Origin of the sequence: Pseudomonas profundi, from assembly GCF_008638305.1 — a bacterium.
In the GTDB taxonomy this organism is placed as follows: domain Bacteria; phylum Pseudomonadota; class Gammaproteobacteria; order Pseudomonadales; family Pseudomonadaceae; genus Halopseudomonas; species Halopseudomonas profundi.
This window is the reverse complement of record NZ_VTPZ01000011.1, coordinates 44,892-62,240: the sequence shown is the minus strand read 5'-3', so window position 1 is coordinate 62,240 and position 17,349 is coordinate 44,892. Positions and strand designations below refer to the sequence as shown.

At 57.4% G+C, this 17,349-nt stretch carries 12 protein-coding genes; 6 read left to right on the top strand and 6 right to left on the bottom strand.

All coding sequences use genetic code 11. The annotated features are described in order from the left end of the window. Window positions 1-18: 18 nt before the first annotated feature. The 4 genes from FZE95_RS14570 to FZE95_RS14555 all read left to right on the top strand — a co-directional run bounded on the left by FZE95_RS14570 (window position 19) and on the right by FZE95_RS14555 (window position 5,574). The gene (locus tag FZE95_RS14570; protein WP_150301601.1) at window positions 19-615 is read left to right on the top strand and encodes an exopolysaccharide biosynthesis protein; all 597 of its coding nucleotides are present in this window, start codon (window positions 19-21) and stop codon (window positions 613-615) included. A gap of 1,004 nt (window positions 616-1,619) precedes the next feature. After that, entirely contained in the window at window positions 1,620-2,912 is a 1,293-nt protein-coding gene (locus tag FZE95_RS14565; protein ID WP_190324579.1) for a tyrosine-type recombinase/integrase, read from the top strand. 162 nt (window positions 2,913-3,074) lie between these two features. Then, window positions 3,075-4,526, top strand: a complete 1,452-nt coding sequence (locus tag FZE95_RS14560) for a vitamin K epoxide reductase family protein (protein WP_223825079.1) — start codon at window positions 3,075-3,077, stop codon at window positions 4,524-4,526. Window positions 4,527-4,569: 43 nt separating this feature from the next. Further along, the gene (locus tag FZE95_RS14555; protein WP_150301600.1) at window positions 4,570-5,574 is read left to right on the top strand and encodes an SDR family oxidoreductase; all 1,005 of its coding nucleotides are present in this window, start codon (window positions 4,570-4,572) and stop codon (window positions 5,572-5,574) included. Window positions 5,575-5,608: 34 nt separating this feature from the next. Here the strand turns inward: FZE95_RS14555 and tpx are convergent, their stop codons facing one another. From tpx to FZE95_RS14540, 3 genes are all read right to left on the bottom strand, one after another. Beyond that, a complete protein-coding gene (tpx, locus tag FZE95_RS14550; RefSeq protein WP_150301599.1) occupies window positions 5,609-6,109 on the bottom strand; it encodes a thiol peroxidase in 501 nt (166 codons plus the stop codon). A 77-nt stretch (window positions 6,110-6,186) separates the two neighbouring features. After that, a complete protein-coding gene (locus FZE95_RS14545) occupies window positions 6,187-9,897 on the bottom strand; it encodes a translocation/assembly module TamB domain-containing protein (RefSeq protein ID WP_150301598.1) in 3,711 nt (1,236 codons plus the stop codon). After that, on the bottom strand, window positions 9,894-11,612 hold the full coding sequence (locus FZE95_RS14540; protein WP_150301597.1) for an autotransporter assembly complex protein TamA: 1,719 nt from the start codon (window positions 11,610-11,612) through the stop codon (window positions 9,894-9,896). The genes FZE95_RS14545 and FZE95_RS14540 overlap by 4 nt, the downstream gene beginning before the upstream one ends. Before the next feature lie 159 nt (window positions 11,613-11,771). Here FZE95_RS14540 and xthA point away from each other — a divergent pair, with 159 nt between their 5' ends. Beyond that, window positions 11,772-12,587 carry an exodeoxyribonuclease III gene (gene xthA, locus FZE95_RS14535; protein WP_150301596.1) on the top strand — a complete coding sequence of 272 codons (816 nt, stop codon included), beginning with the start codon at window positions 11,772-11,774 and terminating at the stop codon, window positions 12,585-12,587. Between the two features lie 91 nt (window positions 12,588-12,678). On the opposite strand, the gene clpA is transcribed toward xthA, so the two are convergent. Further along, window positions 12,679-14,946, bottom strand: a complete 2,268-nt coding sequence (gene clpA, locus FZE95_RS14530) for an ATP-dependent Clp protease ATP-binding subunit ClpA (protein ID WP_150301595.1) — start codon at window positions 14,944-14,946, stop codon at window positions 12,679-12,681. 33 nt (window positions 14,947-14,979) lie between these two features. Beyond that, window positions 14,980-15,342, bottom strand: coding sequence for an ATP-dependent Clp protease adapter ClpS (gene clpS, locus FZE95_RS14525; protein WP_150301594.1), 363 nt, complete (start codon window positions 15,340-15,342; stop codon window positions 14,980-14,982). A gap of 205 nt (window positions 15,343-15,547) precedes the next feature. On the opposite strand from clpS, the gene cspD reads away from it, so the two are divergent. After that, window positions 15,548-15,811 (top strand): cold shock domain-containing protein CspD, encoded by a 264-nt coding sequence (cspD, locus tag FZE95_RS14520; protein WP_150301593.1) that lies wholly within the window; start codon window positions 15,548-15,550, stop codon window positions 15,809-15,811. A 165-nt stretch (window positions 15,812-15,976) separates the two neighbouring features. Here cspD and icd read toward each other — a convergent pair whose 3' ends face one another. Next, complete coding sequence (icd, locus tag FZE95_RS14515; RefSeq protein ID WP_150301592.1) at window positions 15,977-17,236, bottom strand: NADP-dependent isocitrate dehydrogenase; 1,260 nt, start codon at window positions 17,234-17,236, stop codon at window positions 15,977-15,979. Window positions 17,237-17,349: the final 113 nt, after the last annotated feature.

Genomic DNA, 17,349 nt, shown 5'->3' with positions numbered 1-17,349 from the left:
GTGGGAGAGGGTGGAGATATGGCTAGCGACCTGACGACAATGCAAGAGCTCCTGGACCGTATAGCCGAAGCTGAGGACAGATCCGAGGGACAGCAAACTTCACTCGGATCTATCCTTGAAACGATCGGCCCACGTGCATTCGGCCCCTTGTTGCTTCTGGCCGGACTGATCACGCTGGTGCCAGTGATCGGTGGCATTCCCGGCGTGCCCACAGTGATGGGTACCATGGTAGTGCTCACTGCGGGTCAGCTACTGTTTGGACGTGAGAAGTTCTGGTTGCCGAAGATTCTGCTGAACCGTTCGATCGAACAGAACAAACTCGACAAGGCCGTGCAACGAACCCGTCCTGCGGCACGGTTCATAGATCGACTGTTCAAGCCACGACTGGAGATGCTCACCAAAGGGCCAGGGCTGTATATGATCGCCATTGCCTGTGTGTTGATCTCTCTGGCGCTCCCGGTTATGGAGCTGGTACCGTTCAGCGCGCTCAGCGCCGGCGCCGCATTGGCAATCTTTGGCATAGCTCTCATAGCCCGGGATGGACTGCTTGCGCTGATCGCCGTGATCGTTACGCTAATTACCCTTGGACTGGTCGCATCGTATTTTTTCCTTTGAGTCTGTCTTTCAACACAACAGCTCACAGTAGTACTTCATTGAGGACAGACGTGACCATCTGGTTGATCCATTAACCCTTTGGCTACTCAGGCCCACCCAATACGTTATTTAACATAATATAGATTATACGAACTTTATATTTGGGTGGTGCCGGAGTGATCAGGGCGCTTTATGCAGTGTGGATCACGGACCGCCTCTTGGACCGCCTCTTTTAGTCGGCGGTCATTCAAAGCGCTCAGATACATCTCAGTTATCGCATCAAGCTCTTCAGGTTCCAATGAGCTCAACCGTATGACCATTTCGCAGCAGCACAGCGTCCAGACACAATTTATTTCAGCCTTGGCTCACTGCCCGAGCAATGGTCCGACCAAGCGCTAGCAATACCAATAAGCGGCTATGACGGATGCTTCGTGCAGAACTCGGTTCCGGCGCAAACGCGATTCCAACTCGCCTATGCCTATGCCTATGCCTATGCCTACATTATTGGAGCTGCAAAAAGCTCCTGCCTCCGAGGAGATTTAGAATCTGGTGGCCGTGCACGCGCATTCTCGAAAGCTTGCGGTAGCCATCCCGCCGTTTAAGGCCAGATCTATTCTCGGGCCTCAAAACTTCATACGTACCAATCCAGAGTTCAGGGCCTGATTCGCACCTGGATTCCAATAAGAACACACACTGCTTTTTGCTCTCCACCAAACCGATTCCCGATCAAGGCCGCCGGTTGGCAGCATGGAGCAAGTGTTGAAAACAGGGATGTTTTCAACAAGCCCCCAGGGACGGGTTCACGGCGTCTTGCGCCATGCTGCCAACCGGTGAGCGAGCTCCAACAAACAGCCAGCAGTTTGGCTAATGACCAGGCAAAACATGAACATCCTCAAACAGGGCCATACCCAGGCAGGAGAACCTATATGCAATATCCGATAACAGCTAGACCCGGATATTGCATATAAACTCGTTAAGCCCCAGTCTAGAGCCTTCCATATCCAGATAACAGCCCAAACCCGCGAATGCCTAACTCCCCATCGCCAGTGTTCGAAACCTACGATCGATTCCTCGAATTGAATTTCAGCCAGGTCAGCCAAGAATTACCGGCCGTACGGGCCTATCTGTCGGGTTTTCCGGATGAAGTCCGGGCTATTGAAGGCTACTCGGCGGTACGCGGGTTTCTGAAATCCTACTCCGGCAACGCCACGACCTATACATCGTACCGCACCCACGTCGAACGCCTGCTGCTGTGGGCGCTGCTCATTGCGCAAAAGCCCTTGCTAGAGCTGCGCCGACGGGATGCCGAAGCCTTTATGGAGTTCTGTCTCAGACCGCCAGCCGACTGGGTCGGCCCCATGGTCAAATCGCGGTTTGTACGTATTGGTGGCCGCAAGAAACTCGATTCTGATCGTTACGAGGTCAACCAGGCCTGGCGCCCCTTCAGCGTTACCGTGCCCAAGCGCAACCGCCTGATGACAGACGCAAACAGTCAGGAGCTGGCCAGCCGGCCCTACAAGATGTCCCAGGGCTCGGTCGCTCAGGTATTCGCCGTGTGCGGCAGCTTTTTCCAGCACGCGATCGATGAAGGTCTTACTGAAGTGAATCCCTTTCGGGCCGTCAAACAGAAATCCATCTATAAACAGCGTAATACGCTTGATGTGGCTGGTCGGTCGCTGACACCGTTGCAATGGAATTATGTCATCGAGGTCGCGGAACAGATGGCTGACGAAGATGAAACCCACGAACGAACCTTATTCATTCTGACCACCCTGTTCTCCATGTACCTGCGCGTTTCCGATCTGGTCGGCCGCGATAACTGGGAGCCAACGATGGGTGATTTCCGCCGGGATACCGCAGGCAACTGGTGGTTCCACGTGGTGGGTAAAGGCAACAAGGCCGCGAAGATCAGCGTTCGTGACGATTTCATCGAAAACTACCTGGCCCGCTATCGCCGCCATCTCGGGTTGCCCGCCCTGCCCTCACCACACGAAAACCAACCGCTGCTCTCCACACTCAAGGGTCGCGGCGGGCTCTCTGATCGGCATTTACGGCTGTTGCTGCAGCAGGTGTTCGACCGCACGCTGGAAAAAATGGTCGCCGAAGGCTGGACTGACGACGAGGTCGATCATCTGCGTTCAGCCTCCTTGCATTGGTTGCGGCATACCTCCGCCACCTTCGACGCGCCGCGCCGGAACATGAAGGACCTGCAGGCGGATCTCAGGCATAACAGCCTCAGCACCACCCAGAACACCTATTACAACTCGCTGGACGAGCAGCGCGCGCACTCGGTCAAGAATCTCCGCATCAAGGATTAGTGCGGCAACTCCGTCGCGTCCCGCCCAAGCACCATAACAAGGCTTCAGAGCGCGTAGCTCTGCCGTACACAGCACCCGGTTGTGGGATTCCGGGGAACTGCTCGCCTGATCTCCCTGTCGGTTCAGAGAGTAGATTCATTTCTTCGCCTGGAGCGCCTGCGTTTGGAACACCAGAGTGAATACTTGCGCCAGACCGCCATGAGCGGCGACCAAAGCATGCCCGAACATATGCAAATGATGGAACGACGCCGGCTGGCGACGCTCTGGTGTCATTTTGCGAACATGATGCTGGGCGTGTGGCTGGCGAGTTCGCCATTCATCTTCGGTTATTCGTCTATCCAACCTGACGATTTCGATCTGGCGCGGCTGGCGTCCGAGCGCGACCTGCCCGATGTCGCGACCCGCGCCATGCTCATGACATGGAATGACGTGATCAGTGGTCTGCTTATCGTCGTGCTATCGATTCTTTCATTGAAGCGGATGAGCTGGGCATTCTGGGCCAACACAACGATTGGCCTCTGGCTGATGTTCGCCCCGCTGGTGTTCTGGACACCGTCTCCGGCCAGCTACGGCAATGCGCTGCTGGTTGGTGGCCTGGTCATAGCATTCTCCACGCTTATACCCATGATGCCAGGCATGAGCATGTCAGGAATGATGCAAAAAGCTTCGGTGCCGCCAGGATGGGACTATAACCCCTCCACCTGGCTGCAACGCCTGCCCATCGCGGTGCTGGCAGTGATCGGCATCCTCCTGGCGCGGTATCTCGCAGGCTACCAGCTTGGTCATACCAGCTCTGCCTGGGATCCTTTTTTCGGCGATGGAACCGAGACGATTATCACCTCCGATATGTCGCGTGCCTGGCCCGTGTCCGATGCAGGCATCGGCGTCATGGCCTATATGATCGAGTTGCTGATGGCGGTCATGGGTGATGCCCGGCGCTGGCGCACCATGCCCTGGATGGTGGCAGCGTTTGGCGTAGTGGTCGTGCCGCTGGGAGCGGTGAGCATATTCTTTATCATCGCTCAGCCTATATTCATCAATACTTGGTGCACGCTATGTCTGCTGCAGGCGTTGGCCATGCTGATAATGATGCCGTACGCCCTGGACGAGCTGGTCGCAATGGGCCAATTTCTCAAGGATGCTCGCCGGCGTGGCAAGCCATTCTGGAAGACTTTCTTCATGGGCGACGCGATGGACGGAGCGCGGCAGGACGATACGCCTGAATTCGAGGGTGCGTTATCCGAGATGGCCCTCAAAGGTTTTCGTGGCGTCAATCTGCCGGCTGGGCTCGCGGTGGTGTGTCTCCTCGGCGTTGCCCTCATGTGCACCCGGTTGTTGTTCGGTACGTCCAGCGAAATGGCCAGCAGCGACCATCTCATGGGCTCGCTGTTGATCACCGTGTCGGTACTGGCCATGGCCGAGGTAGCCCGCCCGCTACGGATACTCAATCTGCCAATCGGCTTCTGGCTGGTATTGGCGCCCTGGCTGCTTGACGGGGCTTCGTTCTCCGCTTCAATAGCCAGTGTTGTGGCAGGTCTGCTGGTCATTGGTCTGAGCATTCCGCAGGGCCCGATCCGACACCGCTACGCAGGCTGGAATCAGCTATTGCGTTGAGCGTCATTCGCTCGGTATCCAGGCATCAATAAAAGGTAATGATATGAGCGATGAGCAACTCACCGTTGTGATCACTGGAAGCAATGCTGGGGTGGGACGTGCAACCGTCAAGGAGTTCGCCCGCGCCGGTTATCAGGTTGCGCTGCTCGCCCGCGGCGAACAGGCGCTCGAAGATACGCGTGCCGAGCTGGAAGCCGGCGGTACGCGTGTCCTGGCAATTGCGGTGGATGTATCGGATGCGGCTGCGGTGGAAAGCGCGGCGGATCGGATCGAAGCAGAGCTCGGGCCGATCGATGTCTGGGTGAATGCTGCAATGGTCACGGTGTTCGGCAAAATCGCCGAGCTACCTGCCGAGGAAATCCGGCGTGTCAGTGAAGTCACTTATCTGGGCTGCGTGCACGGCACCCAGGCGGCATTGCGCCGCATGCAGCGGCGCGATCACGGCACCATCGTCCAGGTTGGCTCCGCCCTCTCCTACCGCGCCATTCCCTTGCAGGCACCCTATTGTGCAGCCAAGTTTGCTGTGCGGGGATTCACAGACGCGCTGCGTTGCGAGTTGATTCACGAGAACAGCGCCATCCGTATCACCATGGTGCAACTTCCGGCTCATAACACGCCCCAATTCGACTGGGTCCGCAATCATATGCCCAAGCGGCCGCAACCGGTACCGCCGATCCATACGCCCGAGGTCGCCGCACGGGCAATACTCCGTGCAGCCATCGATGCACCGCGGGAGTTGTGGCTGGGCAAGGCTTCGTTGCAGGCAATTCTGGGTAGCATGGTCATGCCAGGTGTGCTCGACAGGATGATGTCCAAGCAGGCATGGGACGGTCAGTTGACCGATGAAGACGAGGATCCAGCGCGCGAGGATAATCTCTTCTCGCCTGTTACCGAGAAAGGACTACATCGCACATCCGGGCGCTTTACCAGCGATGCGAAAGATCAGGCCTTGGGAGTGGGATCTGAAACCGTGCGCAAGCTGCTGCTTGGCACGGTTGTAGTGGTGGCCTTTGCCAGCGGCGCGGTCATCGCTCTGCTGGCGGGTTAGCTGACACGGGGTGAGCAGCTAACCCGCGTGGCGTTCAGGCCAGGCTATCGAGCGCAGCCTGATAATCCGGCTCGCTGCCGATTTCTGCAACCAGCTCGCTATGCAGAACCTTGTCCTGTTCGTCCAGTACCACTACCGCGCGTGCAGTCAGGCCTGCCATCGGACCGTTCTCGATCGCGACACCGTAGTCCTGCAGAAACTCGCCACCACGCAGGGTTGACAGCATGACCACGTTGTCCAGACCCTCAGCGCCGCAGAAACGCGCCTGGGCAAATGGGAGGTCAGCGGAAATACACAGCACCACAGTATTGTCCAGCTGGCTCGCCTTGCTGTTGAAGTTGCGTACGGAGGTGGCGCAGGTCGGCGTGTCAACGCTGGGGAAAATGTTCAGGATCTTGCGCTTGCCAGCAAGGCTGGACAATGTGGTATCAGACAGATCCTTGGCCACCAGGCTAAACGCCGGCGCACTGTCACCAAGTGCCGGAAATGTACCGCCAATGGTGATCGGGTTGCCTTTCAAAGTAACACTGGACATGAGAGCTCCTTGTTGATGCCGCGCAGGTTGCGCGGGCTGTGAATGGGAATCACTGTAGCACTTGCTCCTGCAGTCGCTCAAAAATCGATACGGTAGAAGAAATCCAGCGAACTGGCAAAACCGCTAAGTGCTTCGAGATACAGACGGCGTGTCAGTTCATAACGGATCCCGACCTGACTGGCCGGCTCGAACACGCCTACCCCGTAGCGCAGGCTGAGCTTATCCGTCAGATAGCCTGCCGCAACCACCTGAGTGGTGTCGCCGGTACCTTCGGTATCGAGCTGGAAATTCTTGATCCCCAGACTGCCAGCAATGCTCTGCGCCATGGGCCCGCTGCCCGCCATGCCTAATGCCAGAGCGGCCTGGCCGAGCACGTTGGAATCACCACCGTCGCTACCAAGCGGCCGCCCCAGTATGAGATAGGACAATGCCTGCTCCTGAGCCATAGCCGGTTCAGAGAATATCTCCGACTGGGGCTGTTCCGCTGGTCCCGTCAAACGCAGCCCGGCGGTAACGCCGTCAACCTCGCGGATCGCTTCGATGTTGAGGTACGGCTGGCTTATCGGGCCGGCAAACAGAAGCTGCGCGCGACGGAGCTTGAGCCGCTGCCCGTAGCCACGGTAGCGGCCGTCAAGGATGTTCAGATCGCCGTTGGCGGTCATGGTCTCCTCAACCTGAATTTGTCCACGCAACCGGCCGGTCAGACCAAAGCCTGAAAAACGCAGTTGATCGCCGATAATCAGCTGCACGCTTGCATCGATATCCAGTGGAGCCTGTTCAACTGCAGTCTGTTCGCCTACCACAACGGCGTCAGGCGATAACCTGACAGCCTGAGGCGGCAATTCACGAACCGTTATATCGCCTTCCGGGATGGCTATCTGGCCGAGCACCTGCAAGCGGTTGTCAGCCAGACTGATCGTCAGGTCCGGACTGACCTGCAAGTCAGCGTAGGGTTCCACCGTGACTGGCAGGGCGCTGCCGGTTACCGCCAGCGAGAGGTCGAGTTCGGGCGCCCAGACGATCTGCCCGCTGATGTTGCCCTGCCCTGCTTCACCGCTGCGCCAATCACCTGAAAGCGTAGCGCTCTGTCCGGAGATCTCTGCGCGAGCGTTCAGCTGCTCGAAGCTGACCGGCAACTCCGGGCCGCTGATTTCACCTTCCTGCAGCACGACGACACCTGCCACTTCGGGTGCCTGCAGGGTACCGGCCAGATCCCCGTTGCCGTTCAGCTCGCCGCGCACCACCTCGACGTTTGGCAGGAAAGGCCGGATAAAGTCGAGTTTGAAGCCGTCGAGTTGGTAGCTACCGGTGAGCTGTTGCTCACCCGCCGGGTCCTGAACATCCGCCTGAATATTCAGCTGACCAAGCGCCTCACTCTGCAGGACGAAGTTATTCCGCGCACGCTGGGGATCGAGCTGCGAGGTGAGCTCGAGACGCGAATAGGGAAAGGCAATCGTCTGGTCCAGGTCGGTAACCGAAACCATACCGTCAACGCTGCTGATCCTGGCCTCTGCTGTCGGCTGCTTACCGGCGGGTTGGGAGAACTCGACATCCGCATTCAGCGTGCCATTCCAGGAGAAATCCTCGGGTAGGAAATCTTCCAGCGATGTCAGAGGAAATTCGTTCAGCGTCAGAGCCAGCTGCCGGTCTGGCATCAATTGCTGAGGCCCTTCGAAACACAGACGCGCCGACTCATGCGTCCAGCAATGCGCCTGCAACGCGAGCTGGCCGTCAGCCAGTTGATATTCAATCGGAGCGCGGCCCTCCAGCTGCCAATCCAGACCGCTGGCCTCGATTTCGCCACGTACCAGGCTACCTTGCCATAGGTCGTCAGTCAGGCCGCCTTCAACCCGGCTGCGGATATCGAGCACGCTGCGCTCCAGCGTGAGATCCAGCGCATGGGCCGCACGGTTACCCTGCAATTGAATGTCGAGATTGCCCAGGCGGGTCTCGCCATTCCGCATGCGATCAGCGGACAGATTCAGCCGGCCGGGCATTTCCTCGGACAGGGTCACTTCACCAGTCAGGCTGATCTGGTTCAGTTCTAGCTGTTCGTAGCCAATCTGATGCCCCTGGATATTGGCGTTCACCCGCGGCGCATCCAGCGAACCTGCTGCGTTGACATCACCAACAAGCTGCCCCGACAACCCCGGCCACAAGCTCTCCAGTGCGCGGAGATCGATATCGAGATCCGCCGCTATCTCTTCACCCCAGCGGCCTCCGCCCGAAACACGGTTCTCCCCCTGGGTAAGCAGTATGTCTGTGAAGTCCCAGTTCTGGTCCTGCTTGGTTACGGCGCCGTACAGCCGCAACTCACGCTCACGCAAGGAGCCGTTCAGCTCCCAGTCGGCGACCAGTTCTAGCTGTTCATCTTCCAGGCTGCCCCGGCTGCTTATCGGGCCATTGAGGCTACCTGGCAGATCTGCGACGAAAACCCCCGGGTCCAGGTCTTCCAACAGCAGCTGGGCATCCCAGGCAACACCCTCTGTGAGTTCCAGCGCCAGTTCTCCATTGGCGCTGCCCGCGGAGGTTGTGACTGTAAGGGGCGCAACATTGATGCGGTCCGGGTTGCCGGCTACGGTCATCTGGATATCCGCACTTTGCCCCGCAACCCCGGACAGCGAAGCGCTCAGTTCGCTACGAAAATCCATGCCTTGCAAACTGGCGTCTACCTGTAGCTGTTCTACGACGATCTCGCCGATATCCTGAGGGTATAGCCATTGCCAGGGGAACCGGTCCAGTTCTGCCTGGATCTCAGCTTCAAGCTCATCCTCCCAGGAAGCGGCTCCGGTGAGCGCGATACGCCTGGCAGGTTCGTCCGCAACCCGGAGCTGGAGCTCCAGATCGGAAACGCCTGTGGCCCTGGCCAAAGCGTCCAGCTGCAATGCAATCTCGCCGCCTTCGCCAGGCAGGCTGCCCTGGCCGCGTAGCGCATAGCCGGAATCGAGATTCCCCTGCGCGGTCACTGCCAGAGCCTGCAGAGTCAGCGTTTCAGGCAGCGTCGACAGCGCAAGAAAATCCTCGCTCTGCCACTCCAGGGTAAGCGGCAGAGCAGGTTCCAGAGGGGCGACGCGCCCGGTCAGGCGGCCGTTGACATAGCCATCCGTGCGTAGATCAATCCGCAGGTCCTCGACACTGCCGCTGAGCCTGAGGTCGGCAGCGAGTTCGCGCTCGTCCACAGGTGGCAAGTCGGCGACGGTCCGAATCATCAGTGGCCAGCCATCAGCCATACGAAGTTCGCCGTCCAGCTTCCAGTTCAACTGCGGCCCCGCCCCGCTGAACTCACGTATATAAAGTAATTGCCCGTCCAACGCAGCGGTGAGGAATATATCTGTCAGTACGGGCTCTTCCGGTCCCAGCCAGATACTGCCGATCGAAAGCCGCTGAAGATCCAGCCCGAGCGGTAGATCGATATCCGGTAGTTCTATGGCCTGATTGGTAGCGGGCTCCTCTTCTTCTGCAGGTTGCGAGTCGATATGGATGCTGTCGATGTCGATGTACTCGACGCAAAGCCGCCCACTTCCCAGGCAGCGAAAAGTCCAGGAACTGGCCAGGTCCACAATAACCAGCTGCAGGTTCTCGTCACGCCACTCGAGACGCTCTACTGCCCAGCCGCCCCACAGATCACCCGTGACGTCGGTCAGTTGCAGGCGGGGCTCGAATTCTTCGACCTGCTTGAACAACCAGCGATTTACCCCATCGTTGGCAAGCAGCAATGCCAGCACCAGAGGGATCAGCGCCAGGATCAACAGCCCCCGCAAAAATATCTTGGTAATGAACCAGATCACAGCTCAGGTCCCATGGCAAAATGAATACGAAAGCCCTGCTCCGAGTCGCTTATGGACTTGGCGAGGTCCAGGCGAATGGGGCCTATCGGCGATACCCAGCGAATCCCGACCCCGACGCTGGTTTCCAGCGGATCTTCAAGCGAATCGACGGCGTTACCATGGTCGACGAACACCGCGCCGCGCCATTTATCAATGAACTCATATTGATACTCGAGACTCCCCGCCACCAGGTAGCGACCGCCGATATTGTCACCGGTCTCGTCGACCGGCGATAAGGTGCGAAAGTCATAGCCGCGCACGCTCTGGTCGCCGCCGGCAAAGAAGCGCAGCGAGGGTGGCACGCGCTCGAAGCTCTGGCTGGCAACGGCGCCAAGCTGCGCTCGGCCCAACAGCCGGTGCCGATCCTGCAGGGTGTAGAGGCCGCGCGCAGCGCCGGTCACACGCAGGAAGTCAAAGTCAGAGATGAAGCCTTCCTTGGCGCCCTGAACTTCGAACGCAAGGCTATAGCCCTGGCTTGGGTCCATGCCGCCATCGCTGTTGGTGCGATTAAAGCCGAGACTGGGTATCAACAGGGTGGCATCGCCCTCATCGTTACCCACCTTGAAGCGTTCTTCTTCAAGCCGCAGACCTATCGCCCGTTCCCAGCCGTTTTTCAGTCGTCGCTGATGGAGCGCGCCAATTACGAAATTTTCTGTCTCGACGTCCTCGATGTCTTCCTTTTGAATACCGGTGAAGAATCGCAGACTGGATGCCTGCGGAGGCGTCAGCGGAATCTGGTACCAGGTGGTGATCTGTTGTCTGGGCAGGGATAACTCAAGGTCCGCACCGCGGCTATGACCGTGTTCGTTCAGCCAGTGCTGAGTCCAGTTGATACGCCCGCGGGCACCCACGTCCGTGGAATAGCCGCCACCGAAGCCGAGCGAGTGCGGCTTGCGTGCGCTGAGAGTCGCCTGCACCGGTATGACGCCATCAACCGCCTGGGACGCGGGCGCGAGCACCTGCACATTCTCGAAGTAGCCTGTCGATAACAGGTCGCGGTTGAATTCGGCCAACAGCTCCGAATCATAGGGCACGCCACTATCGAAGGTAACGATGCTGCGCAGCAGATCTTCCGTAAATGGCGTATCGGAGAACGTCACATCCCCAAGTCGATAGCGCTCACCAGAATCGTAAAGCAGGGAAATGTCAGCCTGATTCGCCTCAGCATCAATCAACAGGCGGCTTTCAACGAAACGTCCGGAAAAATAACCGTAACGTAAAGCCTGATTGCTGATCAGTGATTTCGCACTTTCGTAATGCCCATGATGCAGTCTTGCGCCGGGGGTCAGCCTCGGGCTGTCCGGTCGCCGAAACGCAGGCGTCCCTTCACCGGGGCCGGTCACGCGGATATCAACCTCCCGCAGGCGGACTGGCTCGCCAAGCGTTACGTTGAGTTCCAGAACAGGTGCGTCGTTGCTGCCGGTAACGCGAGGACGAACGCGCACATCGTAGTAACCAAGCGCCTTGGCAGCGTCGATGGCCTGGTCCCGGCTATGCCTGGCCTGGCGCCACATATCGCGCCGGTTCTCGGCTTCGACAGGACCTATGAAGGCCTGGATATTGTTTCTTACTGCGGTGTTGGCGGGCTCCACATTGACTCTCAGCTCGGCCTGTCCGGCAGTGGAGACCAGCAGCAGGCACGCAAGCAGGGATACCGGAATAAAAGGTCGAGCCATGATTTCGATTATCCAACAACTGAATGGCGGGAGGAATGCTAACATGCTGCCCCGTTCGATCGGACCGAAACCTGCGAAGCGTCAGCTGTTAAGGTGCATGGCTTCTGCTCTGAAAACCTTGCCAACCGGCACCGATTGCCTGAATTCATAGGACAAACGATGAAAGTAGTTTCTTTTAATATCAATGGCTTGAGAGCACGACCTCATCAATTAAAGGCGATAATTGAGCGTCACGCTCCTGACGTGATCGGTTTGCAGGAAACCAAGGTAGACGATTCAATGTTTCCCTTGGCTGAAGTCGAATCGTTGGGCTATCACGTGTTTTACCACGGTCAGAAAGGCCATTACGGTGTCGCGCTGTTGACCCGAGCGGAGCCACTCTGGGTCGTCAAAGGCTTACCAACCGATGGCGAGGCCTCACAGCGCAGAATGATTTCCGCTGCCCTGACCTGTTCCGATGGCTCTGAAATGGTCGTTTTCAACGGTTACTTCCCTCAAGGTGAGAGCCGTCATCACCCCGTCAAGTTCCCAGCCAAGACGCGTTTCTACGCTGATCTCCAGGCGCATATCGAGCAAAACTTCAGCCCTGAACAGAAGTTGGTGGTGATGGGCGATATAAACATCTCTCCCGAGGATTGTGATATCGGTATCGGCGCAGTCAATGCCCAGCGCTGGCTACGCACCGGCAAATGCAGCTTCCTGCCTGAGGAGCGTGCCTGGCTCCAGCGGCTCAAGGATTGGGGCTTGGTTGATACTTACAGGCATATGAATCCGGACGTGAATGACAGGTTCAGCTGGTTTGACTATCGCAGCCGCGGCTTCGATGACGACCCCCGCCGCGGGTTGCGTATCGATGTGGTCATGGCGAGCAAAGCCCTGATTGGCTCATGCGTTGATACAGGCATCGACTATGACATCCGGTCGATGGAAAAGCCCTCTGATCACGCCCCGATATGGGCGACATTCGACTGCTGATTGCTTGCAGTCAGAATTGCCCGCAATAAAAAAGCCGGTAGGTGGCTAGCTGACGCTAACCCCGTACCGGCTTTGTCCCGACCTGTGATGCTCAGGCCATTTCTTCTTCCAGCACATTCAGTATCAGTTCGTCGTCGCGCAAACTGATCTGGACAGTGCCACCGTGCTCAGCGAGATCCCCAAACAGGATCTGTTCGGCCAGGGGCCGTTTGATCTTGTCCTGAATCAGACGCGCCATTGGCCGCGCACCCATCAGCGGATCATAGCCGTGTTCGGCCAGCCACTTACGAGCGTCTTCATCGACTTCAATGACCACGTGCTTGTCTTCCAGCTGGGCCTGAAGCTCGGTGAGGAACTTGTCGACCACCGAAGTGATGCTCTGATGACTCAGGCTGCCAAACTGGATGATCGCGTCCAGACGGTTGCGAAACTCGGGGGTGAACGTCTTTTTGATCACCTCGGAGGCGTCGCTGGTGTGATCCTGACGCGTGAAGCCAATGGAGGCTCTGGACATGGATTCAGCACCGGCGTTGGTGGTCAACACTATGATCACGTTGCGGAAATCCGCTTTACGGCCGTTGTTGTCGGTCAGCGTGCCATGGTCCATCACCTGCAACAGCAGGTTGAAGACTTCCGGGTGCGCCTTCTCGATCTCGTCCAGCAGCAATACGCAGTGCGGCGTCTTGTTGATGGCTTCGGTAAGCAGACCACCCTGATCAAAACCGACATAACCAGGCGGTGCCCCGATCAACCTGGAGACCGTATGCCGCTCCATGTATTCCGACATATCGAACCGCACCAGCTCCACACCAAGGCTCTTCGCCAACTGACGTGTCACTTCGGTCTTGCCTACGCCTGTGGGGCCGGAGAACAGGAACGAGCCCACCGGCTTGTCCGCAGACTTGAGGCCGGCACGCGATAGCTTGATCGCGGTGGATAGCGATTCGATCGCGGTATCCTGGCCAAAGACCACCAGCTTGAGATCCCGGTCGAGATTCTGCAAAAGCTCCTTGTCGGTGGACGAAACGTGCTTCGGCGGTATCCGCGCGATCTTGGCGACAATTGCTTCGACTTCCGCCACATCGATGCACTCGGGCCGTTCCTCGACCGGCTTCAGCCGCTGATAGGCGCCCGCCTCATCGATAACGTCAATCGCCTTGTCCGGCATATGACGGTCATTGATGTAGCGCGACGCCAGCTCAGAGGCGGCTCTTAGCGCTTCGTCGGTATAACGGATGCCGTGATGTTCCTCGAACCGGCTCTTGAGACCCCGCAGGATCTGTACGGTATCTTCGACTGAAGGCTCGATAACATCGACCTTCTGGAAACGACGAGCCAGCGCCCGGTCTTTCTCGAAGATGCCCCGAAACTCCTGGAAGGTAGTCGAGCCGATACAGCGGATCTCCCCGGAAGAAAGCATTGGCTTGAGCAGGTTGGACGCGTCCATCACCCCACCCGATGCCGCGCCGGCACCAATAATGGTATGTATTTCATCAATAAAAAGAATCGCTTGCGGGCGTTTCTTCAAGGCTTTTAGCAGCGCCTTGAAGCGCTTTTCGAAATCGCCGCGGTATTTGGTGCCCGCTAACAGGGCGCCCAGATCAAGCGAGTACACGACCGCCTCGGTCAGGATGTCTGGTACTTCACCGTCAACGATGCGCTTGGCCAGCCCTTCGGCGATAGCCGTCTTGCCCACACCAGCCTCACCCACCAGCAGCGGGTTGTTCTTGCGACGCCGCACCAGAATCTGAGCGACCCGTTCCACCTCCGAAGCGCGCCCGACCAGGGGGTCAATCCGTCCGATCCGGGCCTGTTCGTTGAGATTACTGGCATAGGTCTCAAGGGGGTTGTTCGACGTAGCGGCCTCGCCGGCCTCTTCGTCCATACCCTCCTGCTCCGGTTGAATCTGCTCGGCATCGCCGGCGACCTTGGAGATGCCGTGGGAGATGTAGTTGACGATATCGATCCGGGCGATTTGCTGCTGCTTCAGGAAGAACACTGCCTGGCTTTCCTGTTCGCTGAAAATCGCCACCAGTACATTGGCACCGCTGACCTCGCCCTTGCCCGAACTCTGCACATGGAACACGGCACGCTGCAATACGCGCTGAAAGCCCAGCGTCGGCTGGGTCTCGCGCTCGTGGTCGTGCTTGGGGATCAATGGCGTAGTGGAATCAATGAACTCGGTCAGCTCGCGGCGCAGCCGCTCCATATCGGCTCCACATGCGCGCATGACTGCTACTGCTGCCTGATTATCCAGCAAGGCCAACAACAGATGTTCGACCGTCATGAATTCGTGGCGCTTGTTTCGCGCTTCCTTGAACGCCAGGTTCAGGGTGATCTCGAGATCTCTATTCAGCATTTTGCCACCTCATCATGCGACCCAGTCGCTTTATCACGCGTCCCGTTCTATCTGACACATCAACGGATGCTGGCATTCCCTCGCGTACTCATTTACCTGTTCGGCCTTCGTCTCGGCTATGTCCCGAGTATAGACGCCACAAACCGCCCTGCCTTCAGTATGAACCTTTAACATCACCTGAGTTGCCGCTTCGCGATTCAGCATGAAAAAAGACTCCAGCACCTCTACCACAAAATCCATCGGCGTGAAGTCATCGTTGAGCATAACCACCTTGTACCGTGATGGCGGTTTGAGCTCAGGCTTGCTCGTCTCGACCGCCAGATCGTGATCTTCTTCGCGCCCCGGTTCATCAGGCCCCTGGTTGGAGGTTAGTAGAATTTTTTGCTTTGAAAACATATTGATGGATCACTGTTGCTGGGAGCAGAACTCCGAGGGGGAATGTGTACTGGTACACAGCTTGCCAGAGGGCACCTTGACTTACTGTGAATCAATGTTAAAAAGTGTAAACAAGCATGACGTGCAGGTCACTTGTTTTTGATCTTTCCATGCTGTGTGAATTCAGTTTCATTCTTCCCCGGCGGGGTTAGCAGAGGATGTGGTAATGGAGAACGGTAAGGTCAAGTGGTTCAATAATGCCAAAGGGTACGGCTTCGTCGTAGCCGATGGACGAGATGAGGATCTTTTTGCGCATTATTCGGCAATTCAGATGGAGGGGTACCGCACATTGAAAGCCGGACAACCTGTCCAGTTCGAAATCATCCAGGGCCCCAAGGGCCTGCACGCGGTCAATATCCAGTCTGTGGCAGAGAAGAAACCCGAGGAAGCCAAGGCAGGGCTCAAGGAGACTGCTTCAGCCAATCACTGATACTCAAGATCCCGGACGGCAGCATAGGCTGCCTTTTAGCGCAGGCCAACCTCCTGGGCAGTAAACAATAAAACCGGCTTAAGCCGGCTTTATTGTTTCTGCACGAAATCAGGATCTGTTGCCATTCCCTCGCGGCCGCGACGAAACGACAACCGTTTCCTTATCTCAGTCCATGGCGGTGATCATGTCATCACCAAACTCCGAGCACTTACGCAGCTGTGCACCTTCCATCAACCGTTCGAAGTCATAGGTAACGGTCTTGTTGGCGATCGCGCCTTCGGTTCCCTTGATGATCAGATCAGCTGCTTCAATCCAGCCCATGTGACGCAGCATCATTTCTGCAGAGAGAATCAGCGAACCCGGGTTGACCTTGTCCTGGCCCGCATACTTGGGTGCGGTGCCGTGAGTCGCTTCGAACATCGCAACGGTGTCGGACAGGTTTGCCCCTGGAGCGATACCAATCCCGCCGACTTCGGCGGCCAGCGCGTCGGAGAGATAGTCGCCGTTCAGGTTCAGCGTGGCGATCACATCGTAGTCAGCCGGACGCAGCAGAATCTGCTGGAGCATGGCGTCAGCGATGACGTCCTTGACCACGATGTTCTTGCCGGTCTTCGGGTTCTTGAACTGCATCCATGGACCACCATCCAGAAGCTCAGCGCCGAACTCGGTGCGGGCAACTTCGTAACCCCACTCCTTGAAGGCACCTTCGGTGAACTTCATGATGTTGCCTTTGTGGACGATAGTCACCGAATCGCGGTCATTGTCGACTGCGTACTGCAGAGCGCGTTGAACAAGGCGCTTGGTACCCTCTTCGGAGACCGGCTTGATGCCGATGCCGCACATATCAGTGAAACGGATCTTGGTGACACCCATTTCGTCTTCGAGGAATTTGATGACCTTCTTCGCTTCCGGTGAACCCGCCTTGAATTCAACACCTGCGTAGATGTCTTCAGAGTTCTCACGGAAGATCACCATGTCCACGTCGCCAGGCTTGTTGACCGGGCTAGGAACACCGGTAAACCAGCGGACCGGACGCTGACAGACGTACAGATCAAGCTGCTGGCGTAGCGCAACGTTCAACGAACGGATGCCGCCGCCAACCGGAGTGGTCAATGGACCCTTGATCGAAACCACATAATCCTTGACGGCATGCAGGGTTTCTTCAGGCAGCCAGGTGTCCTGGTCATAGACCTGAGTGGCCTTCTCGCCGGCAAAAATTTCCATCCAGGAGATCTTGCGCTTGCCGCCATACGCCTTTTCAACAGCAGCATCTACAACCTTCATCATGACCGGAGAAATGTCGACACCGATCCCGTCGCCTTCGATGTAAGGAATGACCGGGTTGTCCGGCACGTTGAGAGACAGGTCCGCATTGACGGTAATTTTGTCGCCGCTGTTCGGCACCTGGATCTTTTGGTATCCCATGTTTGACTCCGTTGTGTTGTCGTTGTCAGAAGATTGATCGCAAGCGGATAACCTGCGATCAGAGAATAAGGTACACGGCTCTGTTGTCTTTTTTCATTAAAGCGATGAAAGTC

Coding starts and splice junctions, on each gene's coding strand:
- FZE95_RS14565 (WP_190324579.1), top strand. CDS start 1,620: ATGCCTAACTCCCCATCGCCAGTGTTCGAAACCTACGATCGATTCCTC.
- FZE95_RS14540 (WP_150301597.1), bottom strand. CDS start 11,612: ATGGCTCGACCTTTTATTCCGGTATCCCTGCTTGCGTGCCTGCTGCTG.
- cspD (WP_150301593.1), top strand. CDS start 15,548: ATGGAGAACGGTAAGGTCAAGTGGTTCAATAATGCCAAAGGGTACGGC.
- FZE95_RS14555 (WP_150301600.1), top strand. CDS start 4,570: ATGAGCGATGAGCAACTCACCGTTGTGATCACTGGAAGCAATGCTGGG.
- FZE95_RS14570 (WP_150301601.1), top strand. CDS start 19: ATGGCTAGCGACCTGACGACAATGCAAGAGCTCCTGGACCGTATAGCC.
- icd (WP_150301592.1), bottom strand. CDS start 17,236: ATGGGATACCAAAAGATCCAGGTGCCGAACAGCGGCGACAAAATTACC.
- tpx (WP_150301599.1), bottom strand. CDS start 6,109: ATGTCCAGTGTTACTTTGAAAGGCAACCCGATCACCATTGGCGGTACA.
- clpA (WP_150301595.1), bottom strand. CDS start 14,946: ATGCTGAATAGAGATCTCGAGATCACCCTGAACCTGGCGTTCAAGGAA.
- clpS (WP_150301594.1), bottom strand. CDS start 15,342: ATGTTTTCAAAGCAAAAAATTCTACTAACCTCCAACCAGGGGCCTGAT.
- xthA (WP_150301596.1), top strand. CDS start 11,772: ATGAAAGTAGTTTCTTTTAATATCAATGGCTTGAGAGCACGACCTCAT.